The organism is Pseudokineococcus lusitanus (assembly GCF_003751265.1).
Lineage (GTDB): Bacteria > Actinomycetota > Actinomycetes > Actinomycetales > Quadrisphaeraceae > Pseudokineococcus > Pseudokineococcus lusitanus.
The window spans coordinates 160,597-183,177 of record NZ_RJKN01000006.1 but is presented as its reverse complement, the minus strand read 5'-3'; the positions used below and the strand labels follow the sequence as shown (position 1 = coordinate 183,177).

The following is a 22,581-nucleotide window of genomic DNA, read 5'->3' as shown; positions in this document are numbered from 1 at the left end:
CGGCCACGCCCCGGCCCCGCGGCCGCCCCGGAGGCGACCGGCGAGCCGGTGGCTCGTGCCGCTGGCCCCCGCCGTGGTCCTGCTGGGCGTCTTCTTCGCCGGGCCGGTCGTGTGGAGCGTGCTGCTGTCCTTCACGGACGCCTCGCTGACGGGCTCGGCCGCCCGCGGCACGTCCTTCGTCGGCCTCGACAACGTCGTGACGCTCGTGCAGGACCCGGCGGTGTGGAACGCCGTCGTCATCACCGTGGTCTTCGTCGTCGGGTCGGCGGTCATCGGGCAGAACGGGCTCGGGCTCGCGCTCGCCCTCATGCTCCGCGGCCGCGGGACGGCCGTGCGCTCCCTCGTCACGCTGCCGGTCATGGCCGCCTACGTCGTCCCGGAGATCGTCGCGGCCTTCGTCTGGTACGCCTTCCTCAACCCCGAGGGCACGCTCAACACGGCCCTCGGCGGCCTCGGGCTCCCCGGCCAGTCCTGGCTCTTCACGGTGCCCGTGCTCGCCGTCGTCCTCGCCAACATCTGGCGCGGCACGGCCTTCTCGATGCTCATCTACCTCGCCGCGCTGAGCCAGGTGCCGGCCGACGTCGACGAGCAGGCGCAGGTGGACGGCGCCTCGGGCTGGACACGGCTGCGGTACGTGACGATCCCCATGATCCGCCGCGCCATCGGGACGAACCTCGTGCTCGTCACCCTGCAGACGCTGCAGGTCTTCACGCTGATCTTCGTCATGACGGCCGGCGGGCCCGGCGACAAGAGCGAGACGCTCCCGCTCCTCATGTACGAGCAGGCCTTCCAGTACGCCGCCCTGGGCTACGGCACGGCCATCGCGCTCGTGCTGCTGGCCATCGGCGCCGTCTTCTCGCTCGGCTACATCCGCGCCATCGGCAAGGAGGAGATCTGATGGCCGCCCCCACCGCCCCGCGCACGAGGGCCGGCGGCGGTGCCGGCCGTGCCGGCCGTCCCGTCCCCAGCGTCGCCTCGCCCCGCCGCCGCGCGTCCGACGTCCTCGTGACGGCGGTGCTCGTCGTCGTGGCGGTCTGCTTCGCCGTCCCGCTGCTCTGGCTGCTCCTCGCGGCCGTGGACCCCGGCGCGACGCTGCAGCTGCGCGTGCCCGACGAGCCGGGCCTCGACAACTTCGCGGCCGTCCTCACGCCGGAGACGACGCTCCGGCCGCTGCTCAACTCGCTGGTCCTGTGCCTGTCGGCGGCGGCGATCACCGTCGTCGTCGCGACGCTCGCCGCCTACCCGCTCTCGCGCTACCAGCTCCGGTACGGGCGGCCGTTCCTCTACACCGTGCTCTTCGCGACGGGCCTGCCGCTCACCGCGGTCATGGTCCCCGTCTACAGCCTCTTCGCGCGGCTCGACCTCGTCGACACCCGCTACGGCACGGTGCTGTTCCTCGCGGCGACGTCGCTGCCCATCGCCGTGTGGCTGCTGAAGTCCTTCATGGACGGCGTGCCCGTCGAGCTCGAGGAGGCGGCGTGGACGGACGGGGCCTCGGCGATGCAGTCGCTGCGCTCCGTCGTCGCGCCGCTCATGCTGCCCGGCATGCTCGTCGTGGGGATCTTCACCTTCATCACGGCGTGGGGGAACTTCTTCGTGCCGTTCGTCCTCCTGCTCAGCGAGGACAAGCTCCCGGCGGCCGTGACGATCTACCAGTTCTTCGGGCAGTACGGCGCCGCGGCCTACGGGCAGCTGGCGGCCTACTCGCTGCTCTACACGCTGCCCGTCGTCGTGCTCTACCTCGTCGTGTCCCGCTGGCTCGGCGGCGCCTTCACCCTCGGGGGCGGCGTCAAGGGGTGACGCGCCGCCGGCGCCGCGCCGCCGCGAAGGAGCGGACGCCGGCCACGAGGTAGACGAGCAGCAGCACCGCCATGACGGTGCTGACGACGACGGCCGCGGGCCGCTCCGCCGTCCCGGTGAGGACGGCGGGCAGCCGCACGACGTTCATCGACGAGCCGAGGAGCCCCAGGAGCGCGACGAGCAGGGCGGCGTGGATGCCGTGGCGGTGCAGCCGGGGCGACCGCGCGACGGCGGCTGCGGCGAGCATCAGCACCCCGACGACGGCAGGGATCAGCGCGGTCAGGCTGTCCGCCCCCGTGAGGACGTAGCCGAGCACGCCGAGCACCACCAGGGCGGCGCCGACGACGGGGGTCAGCGTGGTCACGGGGTCTCCTCGCGGGCTCGGCGCCCCCGGCGCGGACGGCCGGGGAGCGCGCCACCGTAGCGGCGCCGCCCCGGACGCCCGCGGGACCGCCCGGCGACCCCTCAGTGCGGGAAGACGCCGACCCGCTCGAGCACCGTGAAGGTCGGCGGCCCCTGGGCGCCGCCCCGGCGCATCACCGGCGGGGCGTCCGGGTCGGTCCGGAAGGCCTCGAAGGCGGCGTGGTCGGGGAAGTCGAGGAGGACGACAACCCGACCGTCCTCGTCGGCGGGCGTGAAGACCTGGGTGCCGCGGCACCCGTGGCCCTTGCGGACCCCCAGGCCCTCGTCCGCGAAGACGTCGAGGAACTGCTCCAGGTCACCGATCCGGACCTCGGCCAGCACGTGCACGGTGGCTCCCCTCCGCGCGGACGCCGTCGTCCGCACGTCGGCAGCGTCGCACCTGCCGGGCCGCCGCGCCGGGGAACCCGGGCGGCGACCGGGCCGGCGGGAGCGGCCTCGTCGGCGGGGTGGGTCAGTCGCACATGTCGCACTGGCCGCTGCGGGGCAGCTCCATGTGGCACGTCGGGCAGCGGGGCGGGGGCGGCGGCACGGGCGCCGCGGCCTTGGGGGCCGCCGTGGCGCGGGGGGCGCGCTGCCGCGTCGTCGCCGCGCCCGCCACCCGGCCGGTGCGGACGGCGGTGCCGCCGTCGGCCGGCAGGTCGCGGGCCAGCGCGCGGTAGCACGCCAGGCGGGCCTCGGCGGCGTGCTGCTCGACGTCCGCCGGGCGGGTGCCGGTGTGCCGCTCGACGGCGTCGGCGTAGCCCGCCCCGACGGCGCCGTCGGCCTCGCGGACGACGAGCGCGGTGAGCGGCGGGTGGTCGTTCGCGGGGTCGGCGCAGACGTCGGCCACGCGCCCGAGGACGTCCCCGATCCACTGGTGCAGCAGCGTGCGCGTCGCGATGCCCGAGCGGGCGAAGAGCGCCCGCGCCAGCTCGCCGTAGGGGACCGTCGTCCCGTAGACGCGGGCACGGGCCGTGAGGACGGCGACGGCGGCGGACGTCCACGCGTCGAGGGCGTCGGGGAAGGCGACGGCGGAGCGGTCGGCGACCCGGTACGTGCCGGGCGCGGGGGCGTCGACGCTCACGCGGCACCCCCCGCGGCGGCGTCGGCCCGGCGGCGGAGGCGGCGGACGGCGCGGGCGTCCGGCTGCCCGAGGCCGACCTTCGTCAGCTCGGCGGCGGTCCAGCCGGCCTCCAGCGCGGCGGCGTGGGCGGCGGCGTAGTCGTTCTCGGCGACGTCGAGGGCCGCGCGGCGGGCGTCCCGCTCGGCGGCCACGCCGGCGAGGGTGCGGCCGGCGTCGGTGCGGGGGTCCGGGGTGCTCGCGGGGGCGGCGGTGCCAGGGCCGGTGCCAGGGCCGGTGCCGGGGCCGGTGTCGGGAGGGGTGTCGGCGGGGGCGTGCTCGACGGTGGGGCTCACGTCGGCACGGTAGTCCGGGGCCGGCGCGACGGGTCAGGCGCGTCGGCGGCGGCGGAGCGACTGGCCGGCGCGGCGCGCGCCTCCCATGACGGACCGGCGGACGAGGACGAGGAGCAGCACGGCCGGCGACAGGGCGGCGTAGAACAGCCACTGGTGCCAGGGCGGGGCCCACCCGTCGACGAGTCGGGCGCGGCTCGGGTCGTCGGCGACGAAGGCGACCTCGACCGAGTCGCCCTCGTCGAAGTCCTCCCCGGTCGGGATGGACGCCGTGACGTCGGAACCGTCGACGGGGTATCGGACCTCGACGAGGTCGGCCATGCGGCGGCGGTAGTCCTCGCCGACGACGACGGCGTCGACCCGCTCGAGGGACGGCAGGTCGCGGAGGTCGGCCTGCTGCGCCCACGAGACGCCCGCGCCCGTGAGGGCCGCTCCCGCCAACGCGGCGGCGAGGAGGACGACGCCGACGGTCGCGCGACGTCGTCCCTCCCGTGAGGTCGTCTCGTCCGCCACGGCGTCGTCCGTCGTCACCCCGCCACCCTGGCGTGCGGTCGGGGCCCGTGTCCGGCGGACCGGTCACCCCGTCCGGGTGACCGGTCCGCCGTCGGACGGCTCAGACGTCCGCGCTGCCCCGCGCGCGCACCTTGTTCACGACAGCCACGACGACCGCCACGAGCAGCAGCCCGTAGATGACACGTGTCGTCCCGCTCGAGAAGAGCACCGTCAGGTCGCCCTGGCTGATGGCGAGGCTGTTGCGGAGGTTCACCTCGGCCAACGGGCCGAGGATCACGGCGATGAGGACGGGCGCCAACGGGATGTCGTGGCGCCGCATGAGGAAGCCGAGCAGCCCGAGCCCGAGGAGCAGCCCGAGGTCGAAGACGGACCCGGAGGCGGCGTAGATGCCGAGGCCGGCAAAGACGCTGATGCCGGCGTAGAGGTACGGCCGCGGGATGAGCAGCAGCTTGGCCCATACGGGCGCGAAGGGCAGGTTGATGATGAGCAGGACGAAGAGCCCGATGAACAGGCTCGCGATGAGGGCCCACACCAGGTCGCCGGAGCGGCTGAAGAGCAGCGGTCCGGTCTGGAAGCCGAACTGCTGCAGTGCGGTGAGCATGACGGCGGCGGTGGCCGACGTCGGCAGCCCGATGGCGAGCAGGGCGCCCATCGCCGTGCCGGCGGTGGCGTTGCCCGCCGCTTCCGGCGCGGCGAGGCCGCGGATGGCGCCCTTGCCGAACTGCGGGTCGGCCCGGCGGGCGTCGAGGCGCCGCTCGGTGCCGTAGGCGAGGAAGGTCGGCACCTCGGACCCGCCGACGGGGATGACGCCGAAGGGGACGCCGAAGGCGGTGCCGCGCAGCCACGCCGGGGCCGCCTCCTTGACCTCCGCCCGCGAGAGGTAGGGCCGACCGGTCACCCGCACGAGCTTGTCGCCGCTCTGCCAGCGTCCGCGCGAGGCGATGTAGAGCACCTCGCCGAGGGCCAGCAGGCCGACGGTGATGACGACGATGCCGATGCCGTCGAAGAGCTGCGGCAGGCCGAGCGTGTAGCGCACCGTGCCGGTCTGGGAGTCGATGCCGACGACGCCGACCGCGAACCCGATGACGAGGGCGGCGAGGCCCTTGAGGGCCGAGTCGGCGACGACGAAGGAGGTCGCGACGAAGGCGAAGGCCGTGAGCGCGAAGAACTCCTCCGGCCCGAAGGCCGACGCGAGGCTGGCGAAGAGCGGGGCACCGAGCGCGACGACGGAGGTGGCGACGAGCCCACCGGTGAAGGCGCCGATGGCCGACGTCGCGAGCGCCTGCGGCGCCCGTCCCGCCAGCGCCATGCGGTGCCCCTCGAACGTCGAGGCGATGGCCGAGGAGTTGCCCGGCGTGTTGAGGAGGATGCCGGTCGTCGAGTCGCCGAACAGCCCGCCGTAGTAGATGCCGGCGAACATGATGAGCGCGCCCGTGGGGTCGAGCGCGAACGTCACCGGCAGGAGCAGGGCGACGGCCATGGCCGAGCCGAGGCCCGGCAGGACGCCGACCGCGGTGCCGAGCAGGGCGCCGACGACGACCCAGACGAGGTTGATGGGCGAGAGCGCGGTGGAGAACCCACCGGCGAGGTCTGCGAGCGCCTCCACGTCAGCCCACCCCGAGGAGACCGGCCGGCAGGCCGAGGCCCAGCACGGCGCCGAAGACGAGCTGGACGACGGACGAGATGGCGAGCCCGACGCCGGCGTCGAAGAGCCGGCGCCGGCTGCCGAGCGCCTGGGCGACGCCCCAGAAGAGGAAGGCGCCGGACAGCAGCCAGCCGAGCGGCACGAGCGCGACGACGAAGACGGCGAAGACGGCCGTGACGGTGCCGACGGCGCGCCAGTCCGTCGGTGCGGGTCCGTCGGGGTGCTCGTCCTCGCCCCGGTCCGCCCCGGAGCGGGCGCGACGACGGGCGCGGACGGCGTCGACCGCGAGACCGACGGCGACGCCCCACGCGACGACCAGCACGATCCCGGGGAAGAACCGCGGGCCAGGACCCTCGCTCCCCTCGCTCACGGGCATCGTGAGGTAGCCGTAGGTGAGGTAGGCCGCCACGGCGACGACGACGGCCACGACGGCGAAGGAGCCGGGCGCCGGGGCCGGGGCGGGCCGGGGCGGCGGGCCGTCGGTCGTCGTCGCGGGCGGCACGTCCGACGGCGAGACGAGCGCGGTGTCGGGCGCCGGCGCGTCGACGGGGGTCGGCTGCCCGCCGGGCCCGCCCGCGGGGGCGCTCACAGGCCGGCCTCGTCGAAGATCTGCCGCACGCGGGCGACCTCCTCGTCGACGAAGGCGGCGAACTCGGCGTCGAAGAGCTCGGCGTCGATCCAGCGGTTCCGCTCGAGGGTCGCCTGCCACTCCGGCGTCGCGAGGGTCTCCGCGACGATGGCGTCGAGCTCGGCCACCTGCTCCTCGCTGAGCCCGGGCGGGGCCAGCAGGCCGCGCCAGTTGGGCTGGTGGACGTCGTAGCCGAGCTCGTAGAGCGTCGGGATGCCGATCTCGGGCTGGGGCTCCGGCGCCGAGACGGCGAGGGCGCGCATGGTGCCCGCCTCGATCTGGTCGGCGAACTCGTTGTAGCCGCTGATGCCGATGTCGCTGGCCCCCGACAGCAGGGCCTGGACGGCCTCGCCGCCGCCGGAGTAGGCGATGTAGTTGACGTCCGTCGCCTCGACGCCGACGGCGAGCGCGAGCTGGATGGCCAGCAGCTGGTCGGTGCCGCCGAGGGAGCCGCCGCCGACGGCGACGCCGCGCGGGTCGGACTGCCAGGCGGCGACGAGGTCGTCCACCGACTCCAGCGGGGAGTCCGCCGGCACGACGATGACCTCGTAGTCGTCGGTCGTCCGGGCGATGGGCGTGACGTCCTCGAAGCCGTTCTCGCTGTCGTTGATCTCGACGCCGCCGACCATGACGGTGCCGGTGACCATGAGGACGTCGCCCTGGCTCTCCATCTCGGCCAGCTGCGACAGCGCGATGGTGCCCGCGGCGCCGGGCACGTTGACGACCTGCGGGTTCGTCACCACCCCGGCCTCGCGCATCGCCGCCTGCAGCTGGCGCGCGTTGGTGTCCCAGCCGCCGCCCGGCGACGCCGGGGCGATGATCGTCAGCCCCGTCCGGGCGCCCGAGAGCGTCCCCGTCCGGCGGGCGTCCCACGCCGCCGCCGCCACCAGCGGCACCAGCAGCGCGACCGCCACCACCTTGCCCGCGCGTCCTCGCACCCGGCTCACCACGGCCTGCTCCCGTCCGTCTCGTCGGACGGGCGGACGGGCCGCGAGGGCCGTCCGCCGGGCGGGCGTCCCCTGCCGACGCCCTCGTCCGGCGGGCGACGCTACCTGCCCCGGGCACCCGCCCCGCGCCGCCGACCGGCTCCCGGGCGTCGCCGGGCCCCCGGCGTGACGAGGCTCACGCCGGGCCGCGGGGACGTCGTCGGGGGAGGCCCGGCGTCACCCGTGCGTGGTAGGCAGGACGCCCGACGGCGCGCACCGCGCCGCACGACGCAGGGGGTGCCGCGTGACGGTCCTGGTGGGCTGGTCCAGCAGCGAGGAGGGCGCCGCGGCGCTCGAGAGCGCCGTCGCCGAGGCGACGCTGCGCGGCGGGTCGCTGGCGGTGCTCGACCTCACGGCGGCCGACGACCGCGGCCAGGCCGCCCGACGCGTCGTCGGCGAGGTGGCGGGGCGCCACGGCGGCCTGACGGTCCGGGCGGTCGAGCGGCCGGAGAAGCAGGACCCCGTGGACGCGCTGCTCGACGCGGCGGTCGCCGAGCAGGCCGAGCTCGTCGTCGTCGGCACGCGGCGGCGCTCGCCCGTCGGCAAGTTCCTCCTCGGCAGCACGGCGCAGCGCGTCATCCTCGGCGCCGAGGTCCCCGTGCTCGTCGTCAAGCCGGCGCGGGAGGGCTGACCGCCCCCGCCGCACGGCCGGCCGGCGTCAGCGGACCGCCCGCCGCCGACCGGCCGTGAAGGACGCGACGACGAGCCACACGGCGGTCGCCACGGTGATGATCGCGAGCGGCACGTGCACTGTCAGCGGGGCGTGGTCGCCGCTCCACGCCTGGAGGAAGCCGACGAGGAAGACCCCGACGGCGAGGGCGGCGAGCGCCGTCGAGCCGCCGCGCAGGCGGAGCCAGACCGCCGCGGCCGCGGCCAGGCCGCTGACGACGTGGAGCACGACGGCGCCCGCCGCGTGACCGTCGAGGCCGTCGCGCAGCCCCGACGCCACGAGCTCGCCGGCGGAGACGAACTGCCAGCCGAGGACGAGCAGGGCGAGCGCGGCCGTCACCTGCAGCGCCCGCAGCGGCGCGGTGGCGGTGGTGGCGGGTGCGGACGACGTCGTGGTCATGGCGGTCCTCCGGGACTGGTGACGGCGCGGGCTGCGCCGTCACCAGCCTGGTGGCTCCCGCTGTGCGCCGCCTGTGGACGACGCCGTCCGGCTCAGCCGGCGAAGTCCGCCTTCCGGATGCGTGCGTGGACGCCCGTCGTGCGGTCGACGACCTGCGAGAGCGTGAAGTCGGTCGCCGCGGACAGGTACGCGTAGGCCACCGGGCCCTCCATGCCGAGGTCGTCGGTGAGGAAGGCCAGCGCGGCGCGCACGGCGTCCTTGACGGCGACGCCGACGTCGGTGACCTGGCCCCCCACGGGGCCGTCGGGGTCCGAGAGGCCGATCGGCAACCAGTGCTCGGGCGTCTCGGCGAAGGGTCGCGTCGCGGTCTGCAGCGGGGCGCCGTCGCCGGGCCGGACGACGGACAGCCGCAGCCGGGCCCGCAGCGAGCCCTCCATCGCCGTCAGGGCGACCTCGCCGTCGCCCTGCGCCATGTGCGGGTCGCCGACGTAGAAGAGCGCGCCGGGCACCCGGACCGGCAGGTACAGGGTGGCGCCGACGCCGACGTCCCGGACGTCGAGGTTGCCGCCGGCGTCGGTCGGGGGGACGGAGTCGACGGTCACGCCGGTGTCGCGGGCGACGCCCATGGTCCCGAGGAAGGGCTGCAGCGGGAACCGCGCCGTCACCGGGCCGGGCATCGCCCCGACGAGCCCGCGGTCGCTCGTCTCGACGGGCGTGAAGACGCTGACGTTGCCGCCGACGTTGAGGTAGGGCGCCAGGGCCGGGTCGCCGGTCCAGGCCTCCGGGTACTCGCCCGGGAGCGCGCCCCGGCCGTGCCGGTTGGAGATGACGCCGTAGGGCACGCGCGGCGCGAGGCCGAGCACCTCGACCTTGAGGACGTCGCCCGGCTGCGCCCCGCGGACCGCGACGGGGCCCGTGACGACGTGCGGGCCCGGCCCGTCGTGCGCGGTGCGTGCCGCGACACCGACGGCGTCCTCGAGCACGTCCTGCGGCCGGACGCCGAAGGAGGTGAAGTACGCGAGCGGGTCCTTGCCCTGGTCCTCGAGCAGGCCCTCGTGGGAGACGGCGTCCATCGTCAGCACGGCCCCGGAGGTGACTCGCGCGACGGGGTCGGTGCGCCGGTTGGGCAGGCGCCCCCACAGCGCCGTCGCCGGGTCGCAGCGGACGTAGGTCTCGCGCGCCGGGGCGCGCCGCAGCGGCTGGAGGACGGGCGGCAGCGCGGTCGTCGCGCCCCACGCCGGGGCGGACGCGGCGATGCCGCCGGCGCCCGCGGCGGCGAGCCCGCCGACGCCGGCCGCGGCGCGCAGCAGGCCGCGCCGCCCGATGCCGCGGGCCAGCACCTCGGCCGCGTCGGACGGCGAGGGCGCCGGGGAGGCGGGGTGGGTGGTGGCGGGGCTCGTGCCGGCGTGCGGGCTCACGTCGTCCTCCTCGGCCGGCCCCCGGGCGGGGCCGTCGCGGCACGCTCCCGTTCCGGTGTGTCGTGCCGGTGACCCGGTGTGTCGGGAAGGTTGCGCGGCGTGGCGGGGGCCCGGGGCCGCGCCTACGGTCGGTCGGTGGCTGACCCTGCCGACCGCGCTCCCGCCGACCTGCGCCCCGGTGTCCTCCTCGACGTCGACGGCACGTTGCTCGACACCAACTACCTCCACGTGCTCGCGTGGTGGCGGGCCCTGCGCGACGCCGGGGTCGAGGGCGTCGACATGGCGACCGTCCACCGGGCCATCGGCATCGCCAGCGAGGGCCTCGTCGAGCGCGTCGTCGGCAGCGGCGGGCTCGACCAGCCGCCCGGCGGGGGCGGCGGCGACGTCGACGACGACCTCGTCGAGCGGGCGTCCGACGGCCACTCCGCGCACTACGAGGAGCTGCGGGAGCACGTCACGGCCTTCCCCGGGGTGGCCGACCTCCTCCACGCGCTCGCCGGGAAGGGGCTCGCCGTCGTGCTCGCGACGAGCGGGGCGGCCGAGGACCTCGACTGGATGCAGCCCGCCATCGGCGCCGAGGACGCCGTCGCGGGTGCCACGACGTCCGGCGACGTCGAGGACGCGAAGCCGGCGCCGGACCTCCTGTCCACGGCCGTGGAGCAGCACGGCCTCGACCCGGACCGCACGACGGCGGTCGGCGACACCGTCTGGGACGTCGAGTCCGCGAAGGCCGCCGGGCTGCCCTGCATCGCCCTGACCTGCGGCGGCATCTCCCGCGAGGAGCTCGAGCAGGCGGGCGCCGCGCTCGTCCTCACCTCGCCGCGCGAGCTGCTCGAGCGTCTCGACGACCCCGCGGTGACGGCCGTCCTGCTGCGCGGCTGAAACCCCGCCCTTCGGAGGCGTGCGCCCGGGCGATGGGTCGCGCGCGACGTGACGTTCGTCTCCCGTCAGGTGGGCGTCGGGTCGTTGACGCCTGGACGAGATCGTCCATAACGTCCCTTTCGCGCTCACCAGGAGCCACGGCTGGTTGCCGGCCGTGACGACGGGTGCCCTGCGGCAGCGGAGCCGTCGGGTACCTCGGGCGCGCCCCCCGTCCGCCCGCGGTCCGCCGCGGGCCTGCCCCGAAGAGGTCCCGTGACCCAGCCCCGCCGCGCCACCCGCGCTGCCCGCTCCGCCCTCGGCGCCCCCCTCCTCGCCGCCACCGCGGCCGCCGTCCTCGGCCTCACCACGGCCGGCCCCGCACTGGCCCTCCCCGCCTCGGCTGCATCGGCGCCCAGCGCCCTCGTCGCCGTCGCCGACGCCGGTGACGCGGCCGTCGCCGGCGCCTACGTCGTCACGCTCGACCCCGGCACCGACGCCGGCGCGCTCGCGGCCGACCTCGACCTCGACGTCGACCACGTCTACGACGACATCGTCGACGGCTTCGCCGGCGACCTCGACGCCGCCGAGCTCGCCGAGCTGCGCGCCGACCCGTCGGTCGTCGCCATCGAGGAGGACCAGGTCTTCTCGGTCGCGGCGACGCAGGGCATCAACCCGGCCGGCGGGCTCTGGGGGCTCGACCGCATCGACCAGCGCAACCGTCCGCTGTCGGGCGGCTACACGTACGGGACGACGGCGTCGAACGTCACGGCGTACGTCATCGACACCGGCATCGCGACGTCGCACGCCGACTTCGGCGGCCGCGCCGCCAACGTCTTCGACTCCCTCGGCGGCAACGGCCAGGACTGCCAGGGCCACGGCACGCACGTCGCCGGCACCATCGGCGGCTCGACCTACGGCGTCGCCAAGGGCGTCCAGCTGCGCGGCCTGCGGGTCCTCGGCTGCGACGGGCGCGGCAGCACCTCCGGCATCATCGCCGCCGTCGACTGGGTCGCGGCCAACGCCCAGAAGCCGGCCGTCGCCAACATGTCGCTCGGCGGCGGCTTCTCCTCCGCCCTCAACGCGGCCGTCGACCGGCTCTCCGCCAGCGGCGTCTCCGTCGCCGTCGCGGCCGGCAACGAGAACCAGAACGCCTGCAACGTGTCCCCGGCCTCCGCGGACTCGGCGGTGTCGGTCGCAGCGTCCGACCGGAACGACGCCAAGGCGTCCTTCTCCAACTTCGGCACGTGCACCGACCTCTACGCCCCCGGCGTGGGCGTCACCTCCGCGTGGCTGAACGGCGGGACGAACACCATCAGCGGCACCTCGATGGCCAGCCCGCACGTGGCCGGCGTCATGGCCCTCTACAAGGGCCGGGGCGGTGACGCCGCCAGCTCGACGGTGAAGAGCTGGCTCATCGGGAACGCGACGACGAACGTCGTCTCGGGCAACGTCTCGGGCACGCCGAACCGGCTCCTGTTCACGAACGGTCTCTGACCCGCAGGACCCCGACGCCGTCGGCGCCGCCCTCCGGGGCGGTGCCGGCGGCGTCGTCGTGCGTCCGGGGCGGGACCGCAGGGCCGACCGCCGCGGCAGGACGGCGGTAGGCCGCTGACCCGCGGTGATGCCCGGCTCCACGCCCGCCGCTCCTGCGGTCGTGCCGCCGCCCCCGGGTGGTCCTGGCCCGCCGAGCACTTGACGGCTCGTCGCTATAGCGATTTAGTCCTCGTCGTCCGGCAGCACCGAGGCTGCCGCCGAGCCGACGAGGAGGTGCGCCGTGGCACCCGCCGACCGACCCGAGCGCACCGACCAGCGCCCCGAGCAGCGCCCCGGGCGCGCCCGCCGCCCCGACGGCCGGGCGACCCGGCCGACCATCGCCGACGTCGCCCGTGCGGCCGGCGTCAGCGCCGGGGCCGTCTCCTTCGCGCTCAACGGGCGGCCCGGCGTCAGCGAGGGGACGCGGCGCCGGATCCTCCGCGTCGCCGAGGAGATGGACTGGCAGCCCGACCAGCGGGCGCGCGCGATGCGCACCCGGCGGGTCGGCGCGGTCGGCCTCGTGCTCCGGCGCTCGCCGGACACCATCGCCGACGACCCCTTCTTCGCCGCCCTCATCGCGGGCGTCGAGCAGGTCGTCTCCCTCGAGCAGTGGTCGCTCGTCCTCGACGTCGTCGCGGACGACGCCGAGGAGCGCGCCGCGTACGAGCGGCTGGCCCGCGGCCGCCGGGTCGACGGCGTCCTCGTCACCGACCTCCGCCGCGACGACCCCCGGGTCGACCTCGTCGGCGCGCTCGGCCTGCCCGCCGTGACGCTCAACCGGCCGGAGCGGGAGGGGCGGCCGTCGCCGCTGCCCGCCGTCGTCGTCGACGACGCCGCCGGGACCCGGCTCGCCGTCCGGCACCTGCTCGACCTCGGGCACCGCCGCGTCGCGCACGTCGCCGGCCCGTCGGACCTCGAGCACGCCGCCCGGCGCCGCCGCGCGGTGGAGCACGAGCTCGCCGTCGCGGGCCTCACGCCCGTCGCGGTCGTGGAGACCGACTTCACCGCGGCGGCCGGGGCCCGGGCGACGGCGCGGCTCCTCGACCTCGCCGAGCCGCCCACCGCCGTCGTCCACGCCTCCGACCCGCTGGCCGTCGCCGGCCTCGGGGTCGCCCACGACCGGGGCCTGCGCCTGCCGGAGCAGCTCTCGACCACCGGCTTCGACGACGTCGAGCTCGCCGGCCACGTGTACCCGCCGCTGACGACCGTCCGCACCGACAGCCGCGCGTGGGGCGCGGCGGCAGCGACGGCGCTCGTGGCCCTCCTGGCGCGCGAGCACGCGCCGCCGTCCGACGAGGGCCCTCGGGTGGCCGACGAGCCGCCGGAGGCGTACGACGTGCTCCTCCCGCCGGTCGAGCTCGTCGTCCGCGGGTCGACCGCCGCGCCGCGCGCCTGACGCCCGTCCCCGCAGCAGCCCTCCCCGCGAGCCCCGCCGCACCCCGGCGACCGGCCCCGGACGACGTCGTCCGCGGCCCCGCAGGTCCGAGCACCTGCCCGCTCCGCACGAGCCGACGAGCACGAGCCGACGAGCACGAGAGAGGCGCGACGATGCGCACCCGAGCCCCCCACCGCGCCGCCGTGGCGACGGCGGCCGCCCTGGCCCTGGCGCTCCCGCTGGGCGCCTGCGGCGCCCCGCAGGCGGTGGACGCCGAGACCGCGGCGACGGCCCGCGGCCCCATCACGATCTGGTACTCGAACAACCCCCAGGAGGTCGCCTGGGGCGAGCAGATGGTCGCCGCCTGGAACGCCGCCCACCCCGACGAGCCGGTCCGCGCGCAGGAGATCCCCGCGGGGACGTCGTCGGAGGCCGTGCTGTCGGCGTCGATCACGGCCGGCAACGCGCCGTGCCTCGTCTTCAACACCTCGCCGGCCGCCGTGCCGGAGTTCGAGCGCCAGGGCGGCCTCGTCGACCTCGACACCCTCCCGCCGGGCGAGGACGGGCAGACGGCGACGGACTACGTCACGGCCCGCAGCGGCGACCTCGCCGAGCAGTACGCGTCCGAGGACGGCCACTTCCGGCAGCTGCCGTGGAAGTCCAACCCCGTCATGGTCCTCTACGACAAGGAGGCCTTCGCCGCGGCCGGCCTCGACCCGGAGGACCCGCCGCTCGGCACCTACGACGAGCTGCTCGAGACGGCGCGGACGATCGTCGGGTCCGGTGCCGCGCCCAACGGCCTCTACCCGTCGCCGTCGAGCCAGTTCTTCCAGCCCTGGTTCGACTTCTACCCCTTCTACGCGGCGCAGACGGGCGGCACCCAGCTCGTCGAGGACGGGCGCCCGACCTTCGACGACGCGGACGGGGAAGCCGTCTTCGACCTCTGGCGGACGATGTACGCCGAGGGCCTGTCGAGCCCGGAGATCTACAACGGCGACGCCTTCGCCGACGGCGCCGCGGCCATGTCGATGGCCGGCCCGTGGGCCGTCGCCGCCTACACCGACACCGTCGACTGGGGCGTCGTCCCCGTCCCCACCGCGGAGGGGACCCCGGCGGACGAGACGTGGAGCTTCTCCGACGCCAAGAACATCGCCCTCTACTCGGCGTGCGAGAACCGCGCGACGGCCTGGGACCTCGCCCGCTTCGCGACGAGCGAGGAGCAGGACCGCCTCCTCCTCGAGATGACCGGGCAGATGCCGCTGCGCTCGGACCTCCTCGGCACCTACCCCGACTGGTTCGCCGAGAACCCCGCGTACGTCCCCTTCGCCGAGCAGGCGGCCCGCACCGTGGAGGTGCCCAACGTGACGTCGTCCACCAAGGTCTGGCAGGCCTTCCGCAACGCCTGGTCGGCCGGGGTGATCTTCCGCTCCGAGCCGGTCGGGCAGGCGCTCGACGAGGCGTCGTCCGACGTCGCCGACCTCGTCTCCGCCGACGCCGCGCGCGGGGAGCGGTCGTGAGCGCCCGCACGAGCCAGGCGACCCCGCGCCCGGCCGCCGCGCCGCCGCGGCACGCGGCGGGCGACGGCGGGGAGCGCCCGGCGTCGGGCCTGCGCCGCGTCCTCGGCCGGCAGCCCCTGGGCGGGCTCTTCGCCGCGCCCTACCTGCTCTTCGTCCTCGCGGTCTTCGCGGTGCCGCTCGTCTTCGCCGTGTACATGGCGTTCCACGACTACTTCTTCGCCGCGCCGGGCGCCGACGTCGACCGGCCCTTCGTCGGCCTCGACAACTTCGCCGCGGTGCTCACCGACCCGGCCGTCCAGCGGTCGTTCCTCAACGTGGCGATCTTCCTCGTCATCAACGTCCCGCTGACCGTGGTGCTGGCGCTCGTCCTCGCGGTGGCGCTCGACGCGCCGATGCGCGGCCTGTCCTTCTTCCGCGCCGCCTACTACGTCCCGTACATCACGAGCTCGGTCGCCGTCGTCGGCGTCTGGCTCTTCCTCTTCGGCGGCGACGGCCTCGTCAACCGCGTCCTCGGCCCCCTGGGGCTCGTGCCGGACCCGTCGTGGCTCGTCAACAGCTCCTGGGCGATGCCGATGATCGCCGTCTTCGTCACGTGGAAGCAGCTCGGCTTCTACATCCTCCTCTACCTCGCGGCGCTGCAGGCGGTCCCGAAGGAGCTGCACGAGTCCGCCTCGGTCGACGGCGCGGGCCGGCTCCGCCGCTTCTGGTCGGTGACCGTCCCCGGCGTCCGCCCGGCGACCTTCCTCGTCGTCCTGCTCTCGACGGTCGTCGGCGCCAACCTCTTCACCGAGCCCTACCTGCTGACGGGCGGCGGCGGGCCCGACGGCGCGTCGAGCACCCCCGTGCTCCTGCTCTACCAGCGCGGCATCGAGCAGAACGAGCCCGGCGAGGCGGCCGCCATCGGCCTCGTCCTCGTCGTCCTCGTCCTCGCCGTGTCCTTGATCAACCGCCGCGTCGTCGGAGGAGACCGATGAGCACCGTCCCGTTCCCGGGTGAGCGGCCGGCGACGCCGGTCCCGACGGCGGCGGCCCGGGAGGCCGCCGGCCGCACCCGTCCGCCCCGCGGCCGGGTCCGCCCGAGCGCCGCGGTGGTCCGCGTCGTCGTCCTGGCGCTCGGCGCGCTCCTCTTCCTCGTGCCGTTCCTCTCGATGGTCAGCGGCTCGCTCCAGGTGGCCGCCGACCCCTCGCCCGCGGGCCTGCTGCCCGGCGCGGGGGAGACGACGCTGGACAACTACCGCGCCATCGACGAGGCGATCAGCCTCGGCAGCGGCCTGCTCAACAGCGGGATCTTCGCGGGCGGCGTCATCCTCGCGACGATCGTCTTCGGCTCCCTGGCCGGGTACGCCCTGGCGCAGCTGGAGTTCCGCGGCCGCGGGGCCGTCTTCGCCCTCGCCCTCCTCGTGCAGGTCGTGCCGTTCCAGCTGCTGCTCGTGCCGCTCTACATCCTCGTGGCCCGCGACTACGGCCTGGCGGACACCCACCTCGGCGTGATGCTGCCGTTCCTCATCAACTCGACCGCGGTGATCATCTTCCGCCAGTACTTCCTCCAGCTGCCGCAGGACGTCTTCGAGGCGGCCCGGATGGACGGCGCCTCGGAGCTGCGGGTGCTGCGCTCGGTGGCGCTGCCGATGGTGCGGCCCGCCCTGCTCACCGTCGTCCTCGTCACCTTCATCGGCCCGTGGAACGAGTTCCTCTGGCCCTTCCTCGTGACGAAGGAGGCCGACCAGCAGCCGCTCGCGGTCTCGCTCGCGAACTTCATCACCACCCTCTCCGGCCAGGTCGCCAACCCCACCGGGGCCGTCCTGGCCGGGGCCTGCGTGCTCGCCGCGCCGGCCGTCGCGCTGTTCCTCGTGTTCCAGCGCCGCTTCACCTCCACCGACATCGGCTCCTCCGTGAAGGGTTGACCCGCAGACCATGAGCAGCACCGACGTGACCGACCGCCCCACCGCCACGACCGTGCCCTACACGCTCACGCGCCTCGGCGTCGTCATGGAGCCCCTGGCCGGCGACCCGCAGGAGGCCGAGGGCGTCCTCAACCCCGCCTCCGGCCGCACGCCCGACGGCGTCCTGCACCTCCTGCCCCGCCTCGTCGCGGAGGGCAACGTCTCCTCCGTCGGCCTCGCCCGGATGGAGCTGGCCGACGGCGTCCCCGTCGGCACGGTGCGCGACGAGGCCGACCGCGTCGTCCTCGCCCCGGACCGGGGCTGGGAGCGCGGCCTGGCCAACGCCGGCGTCGAGGACCCGCGGACGACGTGGGCGCCCGACCTCGGCGTCCACCTCATGACGTACGTCGCCTACGGCCCCCTCGGCCCGCACCCCGCGCTCGCGACGTCGACCGACCTCCGCACGTGGGAGCGGCACGGCCCGCTGCACTTCCGCTACCAGCACGACCTCGACACCGACCTCAACCTCTTCCCCAACAAGGACGTCGTGTGGTTCCCCGAGCCGGTGCCGGGTCGAGGCGGGGAGATGGTGTGGGCGGCGCTGCACCGGCCGATGTGGGACCTCGGGTGGGTCCGCGACGGCGAGGGCGTCCACCTGCCCGCCGGCATCACCGACGACCGCCCGGGCATCTGGATCTCGTCGGTGCCCGTGGCCGAGGTGGAGCGCGACGGGCTCGCCGCGCTGACCCGCCTGCGCGACCACCGCCTCGTCGCGATGAGCGAGCACCCCTTCGAGGCGCTGAAGATCGGCGCCGGCCCCGCGCCGTTCCGCGTCCCCGAGGGCTGGCTGCTCCTGCACCACGGCGTGACGGGCGAGCTCGAGCAGGGCGTCGACCAGCAGCAGCGCGTCAGCTACGCCGCCGGCGCGATGATCCTCGACCCGGCCGACCCGGCGCGGGTGCTCGCGCGCACGTCGGAGCCGGTCCTCGAGCCGGAGACCGAGGACGAGCGCTCGGGGATCGTGCCCAACGTCGTCTTCCCCACCGCGGTGGAGGAGGTCGACGGCGTCCGCTACGTCTTCTACGGCATGGCCGACTCGAAGATCGGCGTCGCCCGGCTCGACCGGACCGACGGTGCCGACGGGGGTGCGGCGTGACCCGCCGGCGCGCCACCGCCGTCGCCGTCCTCGCCGTCGCCGGGCTCGCGCTCGGCGGTGCGGTGCCCGCGACGGCGGCCCCGTCCGCCCGATCGGTCGGGGCCGTCCCCTCCGCGGCGGCCGACGAGGCCCCGCTGACCAACCTCGACCACCTCGACTTCCTCCTCGACGAGGTCTCGCCGCCCGTCCTCGCCGACCACACGACGTACCGCCTGGCCGAGGAGCCGGTGCTGCTGTCGCCGTGGACCTACGCCGACGCCCCCGTGGCGCCCGGCGAGCCGTTCCGGCGCGTCGGGGGCGGGACCCTCGACCCGGCCACGGGCGACTGGACGCAGGGCGCGTACAACGCCGACGACATCACCCGCGCCGCCGTCGTCTACGTCCGCCACTGGCAGCAGACGGGGGAGCGGTCCAGCCGCGACTCGGCCTACGAGCTGCTGCGGCTCGCGACCTACCTCCAGACGACGACCGGCCCCGACGCCGGCAACGTCGTCCTCTGGATGCAGCCGGACGGCGACCTCAACCCGAGCGCCGAGCCCGTCGAGCTGCCGGACCCGAGCGACTCGGAGACCTCCTACTGGGTGGCCCGGACGCTGTGGGCGCTCGGCGAGGGCTACGCCGCCTTCGCCGCGGGCGACGCCGAGGACCGCGCCTTCGCGGCCTTCCTCCGCGAGCGGCTGCACCTGTCGCTCGACGCCGTCCAGCGCGAGGACCTGTCCCGGTACGGCGAGACGCTCGTCGCCGACGGGGAGCGGGTGCCGGCGTGGCTCATCACGGACGCGGCCGACGCGACGGCCGAGGCCGTCGTCGGCCTCACCGCCTACGCGGAGGCCGCGCCGGACGACGCCGAGGCCCGCGAGGCGCTCGGGCAGCTCGCCGTGGGCGTCGCCGCGATGGGGGACCCGGCGGTCGCGGGCGACCGGCGCAGCTGGCCGTACGGCGCCGTCCTGCCGTGGGCCCGCTCGACCTCCCAGTGGCACGCGTGGGCCTCCTTCACGCCCGCGGCGCTCGCCGACGCCGGCGACCTCCTCGACGACCCGGCGCTCGTGCGCCCCGCCGTCGCGGACGCGACGTCCTTCACCCCGACGCTCCTCACCGGCACCGGCGTCGTCAACGCCTGGGCGCCGGCGCCGACCGAGGTCGTCCAGATCGCCTACGGGACGGACTCGCGCGTGCAGTCGCTGCTCGCCGTCGCCGAGGCGACCGGGCGGCCGGGCCCTCGCGCCGTCGCCGGCGTCACCGCCGCCTGGTACTTCGGGGCGAACACCTCGGGCGAGCCGGTGTACGACCCGGCGACGGGCGTGACGAACGACGGCGTGGAGGCCGACGGCCGGGTCAACGTCAACTCCGGCGCCGAGTCGACGATCCACGGGCTGCTGACGATGCTCGCGCTCGACGCGGCGCCCGACGTCCGGGCGATCGCGACCGCCGGCGGCGACGCCGGGCAGGTGCTCGAGCGCGACGGGCTCACGTCCGTCGAGGGCGAGGCCGCCGCGGGCGGCGGGCGCGTCGTCGCCCGCGACCCCGCGTGGACGGGGGAGTCGTCGTGGAGCGGGTCGGCGTCCCTGCGCCTCGACCGCGGCCGCACCGCGACGTGGGAGCTGCCCGCGGCCGACCAGCCGCGCAGCGTCGAGCCGGTCACGTGGCGCGGCGCCACGGGGGCGGCCCGGCCGGCGCGGTGGGCGGCCACCGGGGACGGCGGCACCGCCGCGGTGCTCGGCACGACGCCGGGCCGCGCGGTCGGCGCCCAGGGCGTGACCGGGGCGCCGGGCGCGCTCCTGCCCGAGCAGCTGCGTCGTCCGCTGCCCGCCGGCGCCACGGGCCTGCGGGCCCGCGCGCTCACCGGCCCCGTCGACCTCGACGCCGTGCTGCTGCGCCCGGAGGTCTCGCGGCTCGTCCTCGCCGCCGACGACGGCGGGCCGGGCACGACGCTGCTGGCCAGCGCCGTCGCCGCGCCCCGCACGGCGGCGGTCGAGGCCGGCCCCGGCGGCGCCGTCGCCACCCGCTACGACGCCGTCGGCCGCCTCGTGGGGACGACCGACGTCCCCGCGGGCGGCGGGGACGTCGTCGTGCCGGCGGACGGGACGGTCGTGGTCGTCGCCGGCTGACGCCCGCGCGCACAGCACCGACGTGCCCCTCGCCCCGCACCGGTTCGAGGGGCGCGTCGCCGACCGCACGCCCTCCCGGCACTTCGGCGCCCTTCTGCCGCCCGGGCCAGCTCGTTCCGGCACTTCGGCGCCCTCTTGCCGCTTGGGCCAGCTCGTCCCGGCGCTTCGGCGCCCTTCTGCCGCCCGGGCCAGCTCGTCCCGGCACTTCGGCGCCCTCTTGCCGCTTGGGCCAGCTCGTCCCGGCGCTTCGGCGCCCTTCTGCCGCCGGGGCCACCTCGTACTGGCACTTCGGCGCCCTTCTGCCGCCCGGGGCCGCCTCGTGCCGCACGTCGGCGCCCTTCCGCGGTGTCGGTCGGCGGGGCCGCGGGGTCAGCCGAGCGCGCCCAGCCGTTCCACGAGCTCCTCGGCCATCGCCACGCGGCGGACCATGCGCTCGCGGCTCTCCTCCGCGAGACGGCGGTACTCCTCGAGGCGCTCGCGCAGGGCGGCGGCCTCCTCGCCGTCGGCGCCGGGCAGCGCGTCGGCGACCTCGAGGAGGCCGGCCATCTGCTCGAGCGAGAAGCCCAGCGGCTTCATCCGACGGACGAGGAGGATCCGCTCGACGTCGCCCTCGGTGTAGAGGCGGAAGCCGCCGTCGCTGCGGACCGACGGGGGGACGAGGCCCACCTCGTCCCAGTGCCGCAGCGTGTGCAGGGACAGGCCGGTGCGCTCGGCGACCGCCCCGATCTGCAGCAGGCCGGGGGGCACCTCAGTGCCCCCCGCCCAGGTGGCCGGCGAGCCGGCGGTGGCGGGCGGCGCTCTGCGCGTCCAGCCCCTCGAACGTCACGTGCGTGCCGCGGGCGGCGTACCGGCTCTCCACGGCGTCCATGGTGGCGACCGTCGAGGCGTCCCACACCTGCGCCCCCGACAGGTCGACGACGACCCGCGCCGGGTCGCCCGCGTAGTCGAACTGGTGGACGAGGTCGTTGCTCGACGCGAAGAACAGCTGGCCCCTCACCGCGTAGCGCGCGACGCCGTCGTCGTCCGACGGCAACCGGTCCACCTCGGCGAGGTGGGCGACCCGGCGGGCGAAGAGCGTCATGGCCACGAGCACGCCGACGCCGACGCCGTAGGCGAGGTTGTGGGTGGCCACCGTGACGGCGACGGTCGCGACCATGACGAGCGTCTCCGAGCGGGGCATCCGCCGGAGCGTCGCGGGCCGGACGCTGTGCCAGTCGAAGGTGCCGACGGCCACCATGACCATGACGGCGACGAGCGCGGCCATGGGGATGATCGCGACGACGTCGCCGAGGACGACGACGAGCAGCAGGACGAAGACGCCGGCGAGGAAGGTCGAGATCCGCGTGCGGGCTCCCGAGACCTTCACGTTGATCATCGTCTGGCCGATCATCGCGCAGCCGCCCATGCCGCCGAAGAGCCCCGTGACGATGTTGGCGCCGCCCTGGCCCCACGCCTCGCGGGTCTTCGACGAGCCGGAGTCGGTGACGTCGTCGACGAGCTTGGCCGTCATGAGCGACTCCAGGAGCCCGACGACGGCGATCGCCAGCGCGTAGGGCGCCACGACCTGCAGCGTCTCGAGGGTCCACGGCACGTCGGGGAGGAAGAGGGTCGGCAGGGTGTCGGGCAGCGCGCCCTCGTCGCCGACGTCGGGCACCGCTATCCCGGCGGCGACGACGAAGCCCGTCAGCGCGGCGATGGCGACGAGCGGCGAGGGGACGGCCGAGGTGAGCCGGGGCAGCAGCACGATGACGGCGATGCCGACGGCGACCATCGGGTAGACGACCCACGGGACGTCGACGAGGTACTGCAGCTGGCTCGTGAAGATGAGGATCGCCAGGGCGTTGACGAAGCCGACCATGACGCTGCGCGGCAGGAAGCGCATGAGCCGCGCGACGCCGAGCAGGCCGAGGACGACCTGCAGCACCCCGCCGAGGACCACCGCCACGACGAGGTGGTCGAGCCCGTGCGAGCGGACGAGCGGGGCGATGACGAGCGCGACGGCGCCCGTGGCCGCCGAGATCATCGCCGGGCGGCCGCCGAGGAACGCGATGCTCACGGCCATCGTGAAGGACGCGAAGAGGCCGACCCGCGGGTCGACCCCCGCGATGATCGAGAAGGCGATGGCCTCGGGGATGAGGGCGACGGCCACGACGAGGCCGGCGAGGACCTCGACGCGCAGGCGGCGCGGGTCGCGCAGCGCCTCGCGGACGGTGACGCCGCCGTGCGGGCGCGCGGGCGGGTCGACGGCGCGCCGGACGATGGGTGCGGCATCGGG

At 76.0% G+C, this 22,581-nt stretch carries 23 protein-coding genes; 11 read left to right on the top strand and 12 right to left on the bottom strand.

Annotated features, from left to right (window positions below):
* The first annotated feature begins 55 nt into the window (after positions 1-55).
* Positions 56-898, top strand: a complete 843-nt coding sequence (locus EDC03_RS12365; protein WP_199720218.1) for a carbohydrate ABC transporter permease — start codon at positions 56-58, stop codon at positions 896-898.
* Positions 898-1,800 carry a carbohydrate ABC transporter permease gene (locus tag EDC03_RS12360; RefSeq protein ID WP_123380548.1) on the top strand — a complete coding sequence of 301 codons (903 nt, stop codon included), beginning with the start codon at positions 898-900 and terminating at the stop codon, positions 1,798-1,800. Before EDC03_RS12365 ends, EDC03_RS12360 begins: the two co-directional genes overlap by 1 nt.
* Here EDC03_RS12360 and EDC03_RS12355 read toward each other — a convergent pair.
* From EDC03_RS12355 to EDC03_RS12320, 8 genes are all read right to left on the bottom strand, one after another.
* Positions 1,790-2,164, bottom strand: a complete 375-nt coding sequence (locus tag EDC03_RS12355; protein WP_123380547.1) for a hypothetical protein — start codon at positions 2,162-2,164, stop codon at positions 1,790-1,792. The two genes, EDC03_RS12360 and EDC03_RS12355, sit on opposite strands and share 11 nt — an antisense overlap.
* 101 nt (positions 2,165-2,265) lie before the next feature.
* Positions 2,266-2,550 carry an antibiotic biosynthesis monooxygenase gene (locus EDC03_RS12350; RefSeq protein WP_158674288.1) on the bottom strand — a complete coding sequence of 95 codons (285 nt, stop codon included), beginning with the start codon at positions 2,548-2,550 and terminating at the stop codon, positions 2,266-2,268.
* A 124-nt stretch (positions 2,551-2,674) separates the two neighbouring features.
* The gene (locus EDC03_RS12345; RefSeq protein ID WP_123380545.1) at positions 2,675-3,286 is read right to left on the bottom strand and encodes a hypothetical protein; all 612 of its coding nucleotides are present in this window, start codon (positions 3,284-3,286) and stop codon (positions 2,675-2,677) included.
* Positions 3,283-3,618 carry a hypothetical protein gene (locus tag EDC03_RS12340; RefSeq protein WP_123380544.1) on the bottom strand — a complete coding sequence of 112 codons (336 nt, stop codon included), beginning with the start codon at positions 3,616-3,618 and terminating at the stop codon, positions 3,283-3,285. The genes EDC03_RS12345 and EDC03_RS12340 overlap by 4 nt, the downstream gene beginning before the upstream one ends.
* Positions 3,619-3,651: 33 nt before the next feature.
* The gene (locus tag EDC03_RS12335; protein WP_123380543.1) at positions 3,652-4,146 is read right to left on the bottom strand and encodes a DUF3592 domain-containing protein; all 495 of its coding nucleotides are present in this window, start codon (positions 4,144-4,146) and stop codon (positions 3,652-3,654) included.
* An 82-nt stretch (positions 4,147-4,228) separates the two neighbouring features.
* Entirely contained in the window at positions 4,229-5,734 is a 1,506-nt protein-coding gene (locus tag EDC03_RS12330; protein ID WP_123380542.1) for a tripartite tricarboxylate transporter permease, read from the bottom strand.
* 1 nt (position 5,735) lies between these two features.
* Positions 5,736-6,362 carry a tripartite tricarboxylate transporter TctB family protein gene (locus tag EDC03_RS12325; protein WP_158674287.1) on the bottom strand — a complete coding sequence of 209 codons (627 nt, stop codon included), beginning with the start codon at positions 6,360-6,362 and terminating at the stop codon, positions 5,736-5,738.
* Positions 6,359-7,348: a Bug family tripartite tricarboxylate transporter substrate binding protein gene (locus EDC03_RS12320; RefSeq protein ID WP_123380693.1), complete on the bottom strand. Its 990-nt coding sequence runs from the start codon at positions 7,346-7,348 to the stop codon at positions 6,359-6,361. The genes EDC03_RS12325 and EDC03_RS12320 overlap by 4 nt, the downstream gene beginning before the upstream one ends.
* 226 nt (positions 7,349-7,574) lie before the next feature.
* Here EDC03_RS12320 and EDC03_RS12315 point away from each other — a divergent pair, with 226 nt between their 5' ends.
* On the top strand, positions 7,575-8,018 hold the full coding sequence (locus EDC03_RS12315) for a universal stress protein (protein WP_123380540.1): 444 nt from the start codon (positions 7,575-7,577) through the stop codon (positions 8,016-8,018).
* Between the two features lie 27 nt (positions 8,019-8,045).
* Here the strand turns inward: EDC03_RS12315 and EDC03_RS12310 are convergent, their stop codons facing one another.
* Positions 8,046-8,456 carry a hypothetical protein gene (locus EDC03_RS12310; RefSeq protein WP_123380539.1) on the bottom strand — a complete coding sequence of 137 codons (411 nt, stop codon included), beginning with the start codon at positions 8,454-8,456 and terminating at the stop codon, positions 8,046-8,048.
* A gap of 92 nt (positions 8,457-8,548) precedes the next feature.
* Positions 8,549-9,874 carry an acetamidase/formamidase family protein gene (locus tag EDC03_RS12305; protein ID WP_123380538.1) on the bottom strand — a complete coding sequence of 442 codons (1,326 nt, stop codon included), beginning with the start codon at positions 9,872-9,874 and terminating at the stop codon, positions 8,549-8,551.
* Positions 9,875-10,009: 135 nt separating this feature from the next.
* Here EDC03_RS12305 and EDC03_RS12300 point away from each other — a divergent pair, with 135 nt between their 5' ends.
* From EDC03_RS12300 to EDC03_RS12265, 8 genes are all read left to right on the top strand, one after another.
* On the top strand, positions 10,010-10,756 hold the full coding sequence (locus tag EDC03_RS12300) for an HAD family hydrolase (RefSeq protein ID WP_123380692.1): 747 nt from the start codon (positions 10,010-10,012) through the stop codon (positions 10,754-10,756).
* 252 nt (positions 10,757-11,008) lie between these two features.
* Positions 11,009-12,229 carry a S8 family peptidase gene (locus tag EDC03_RS12295; RefSeq protein ID WP_199720217.1) on the top strand — a complete coding sequence of 407 codons (1,221 nt, stop codon included), beginning with the start codon at positions 11,009-11,011 and terminating at the stop codon, positions 12,227-12,229.
* Between the two features lie 280 nt (positions 12,230-12,509).
* The gene (locus tag EDC03_RS12290) at positions 12,510-13,664 is read left to right on the top strand and encodes a LacI family DNA-binding transcriptional regulator (protein ID WP_123380537.1); all 1,155 of its coding nucleotides are present in this window, start codon (positions 12,510-12,512) and stop codon (positions 13,662-13,664) included.
* A gap of 152 nt (positions 13,665-13,816) precedes the next feature.
* On the top strand, positions 13,817-15,160 hold the full coding sequence (locus tag EDC03_RS12285) for an extracellular solute-binding protein (protein ID WP_123380536.1): 1,344 nt from the start codon (positions 13,817-13,819) through the stop codon (positions 15,158-15,160).
* Positions 15,157-16,134, top strand: a complete 978-nt coding sequence (locus EDC03_RS12280; protein ID WP_123380535.1) for a carbohydrate ABC transporter permease — start codon at positions 15,157-15,159, stop codon at positions 16,132-16,134. Before EDC03_RS12285 ends, EDC03_RS12280 begins: the two co-directional genes overlap by 4 nt.
* Positions 16,131-17,063 carry a carbohydrate ABC transporter permease gene (locus EDC03_RS12275; RefSeq protein WP_123380534.1) on the top strand — a complete coding sequence of 311 codons (933 nt, stop codon included), beginning with the start codon at positions 16,131-16,133 and terminating at the stop codon, positions 17,061-17,063. The genes EDC03_RS12280 and EDC03_RS12275 overlap by 4 nt, the downstream gene beginning before the upstream one ends.
* Positions 17,064-17,073: 10 nt before the next feature.
* Positions 17,074-18,198 (top strand): glycoside hydrolase family 130 protein, encoded by a 1,125-nt coding sequence (locus EDC03_RS12270; RefSeq protein WP_199720216.1) that lies wholly within the window; start codon positions 17,074-17,076, stop codon positions 18,196-18,198.
* Complete coding sequence (locus EDC03_RS12265) at positions 18,195-20,306, top strand: hypothetical protein (RefSeq protein ID WP_123380533.1); 2,112 nt, start codon at positions 18,195-18,197, stop codon at positions 20,304-20,306. Before EDC03_RS12270 ends, EDC03_RS12265 begins: the two co-directional genes overlap by 4 nt.
* 369 nt (positions 20,307-20,675) lie before the next feature.
* Here EDC03_RS12265 and EDC03_RS12260 read toward each other — a convergent pair whose 3' ends face one another.
* On the bottom strand, positions 20,676-21,053 hold the full coding sequence (locus EDC03_RS12260) for a helix-turn-helix domain-containing protein (RefSeq protein ID WP_123380532.1): 378 nt from the start codon (positions 21,051-21,053) through the stop codon (positions 20,676-20,678).
* Between the two features lies 1 nt (position 21,054).
* Positions 21,055-22,566: a SulP family inorganic anion transporter gene (locus EDC03_RS12255; protein WP_123380689.1), complete on the bottom strand. Its 1,512-nt coding sequence runs from the start codon at positions 22,564-22,566 to the stop codon at positions 21,055-21,057.
* Between the last annotated feature and the right edge of the window lie 15 nt (positions 22,567-22,581).

Bases quoted from the DNA above. Each gene is read 5' to 3' on its own strand.
- EDC03_RS12285 (WP_123380536.1), top strand. From the start codon at position 13,817: ATGCGCACCCGAGCCCCCCACCGCGCCGCCGTGGCGACGGCGGCCGCC.
- EDC03_RS12360 (WP_123380548.1), top strand. From the start codon at position 898: ATGGCCGCCCCCACCGCCCCGCGCACGAGGGCCGGCGGCGGTGCCGGC.
- EDC03_RS12275 (WP_123380534.1), top strand. From the start codon at position 16,131: ATGAGCACCGTCCCGTTCCCGGGTGAGCGGCCGGCGACGCCGGTCCCG.
- EDC03_RS12310 (WP_123380539.1), bottom strand. From the start codon at position 8,456: ATGACCACGACGTCGTCCGCACCCGCCACCACCGCCACCGCGCCGCTG.
- EDC03_RS12270 (WP_199720216.1), top strand. From the start codon at position 17,074: ATGAGCAGCACCGACGTGACCGACCGCCCCACCGCCACGACCGTGCCC.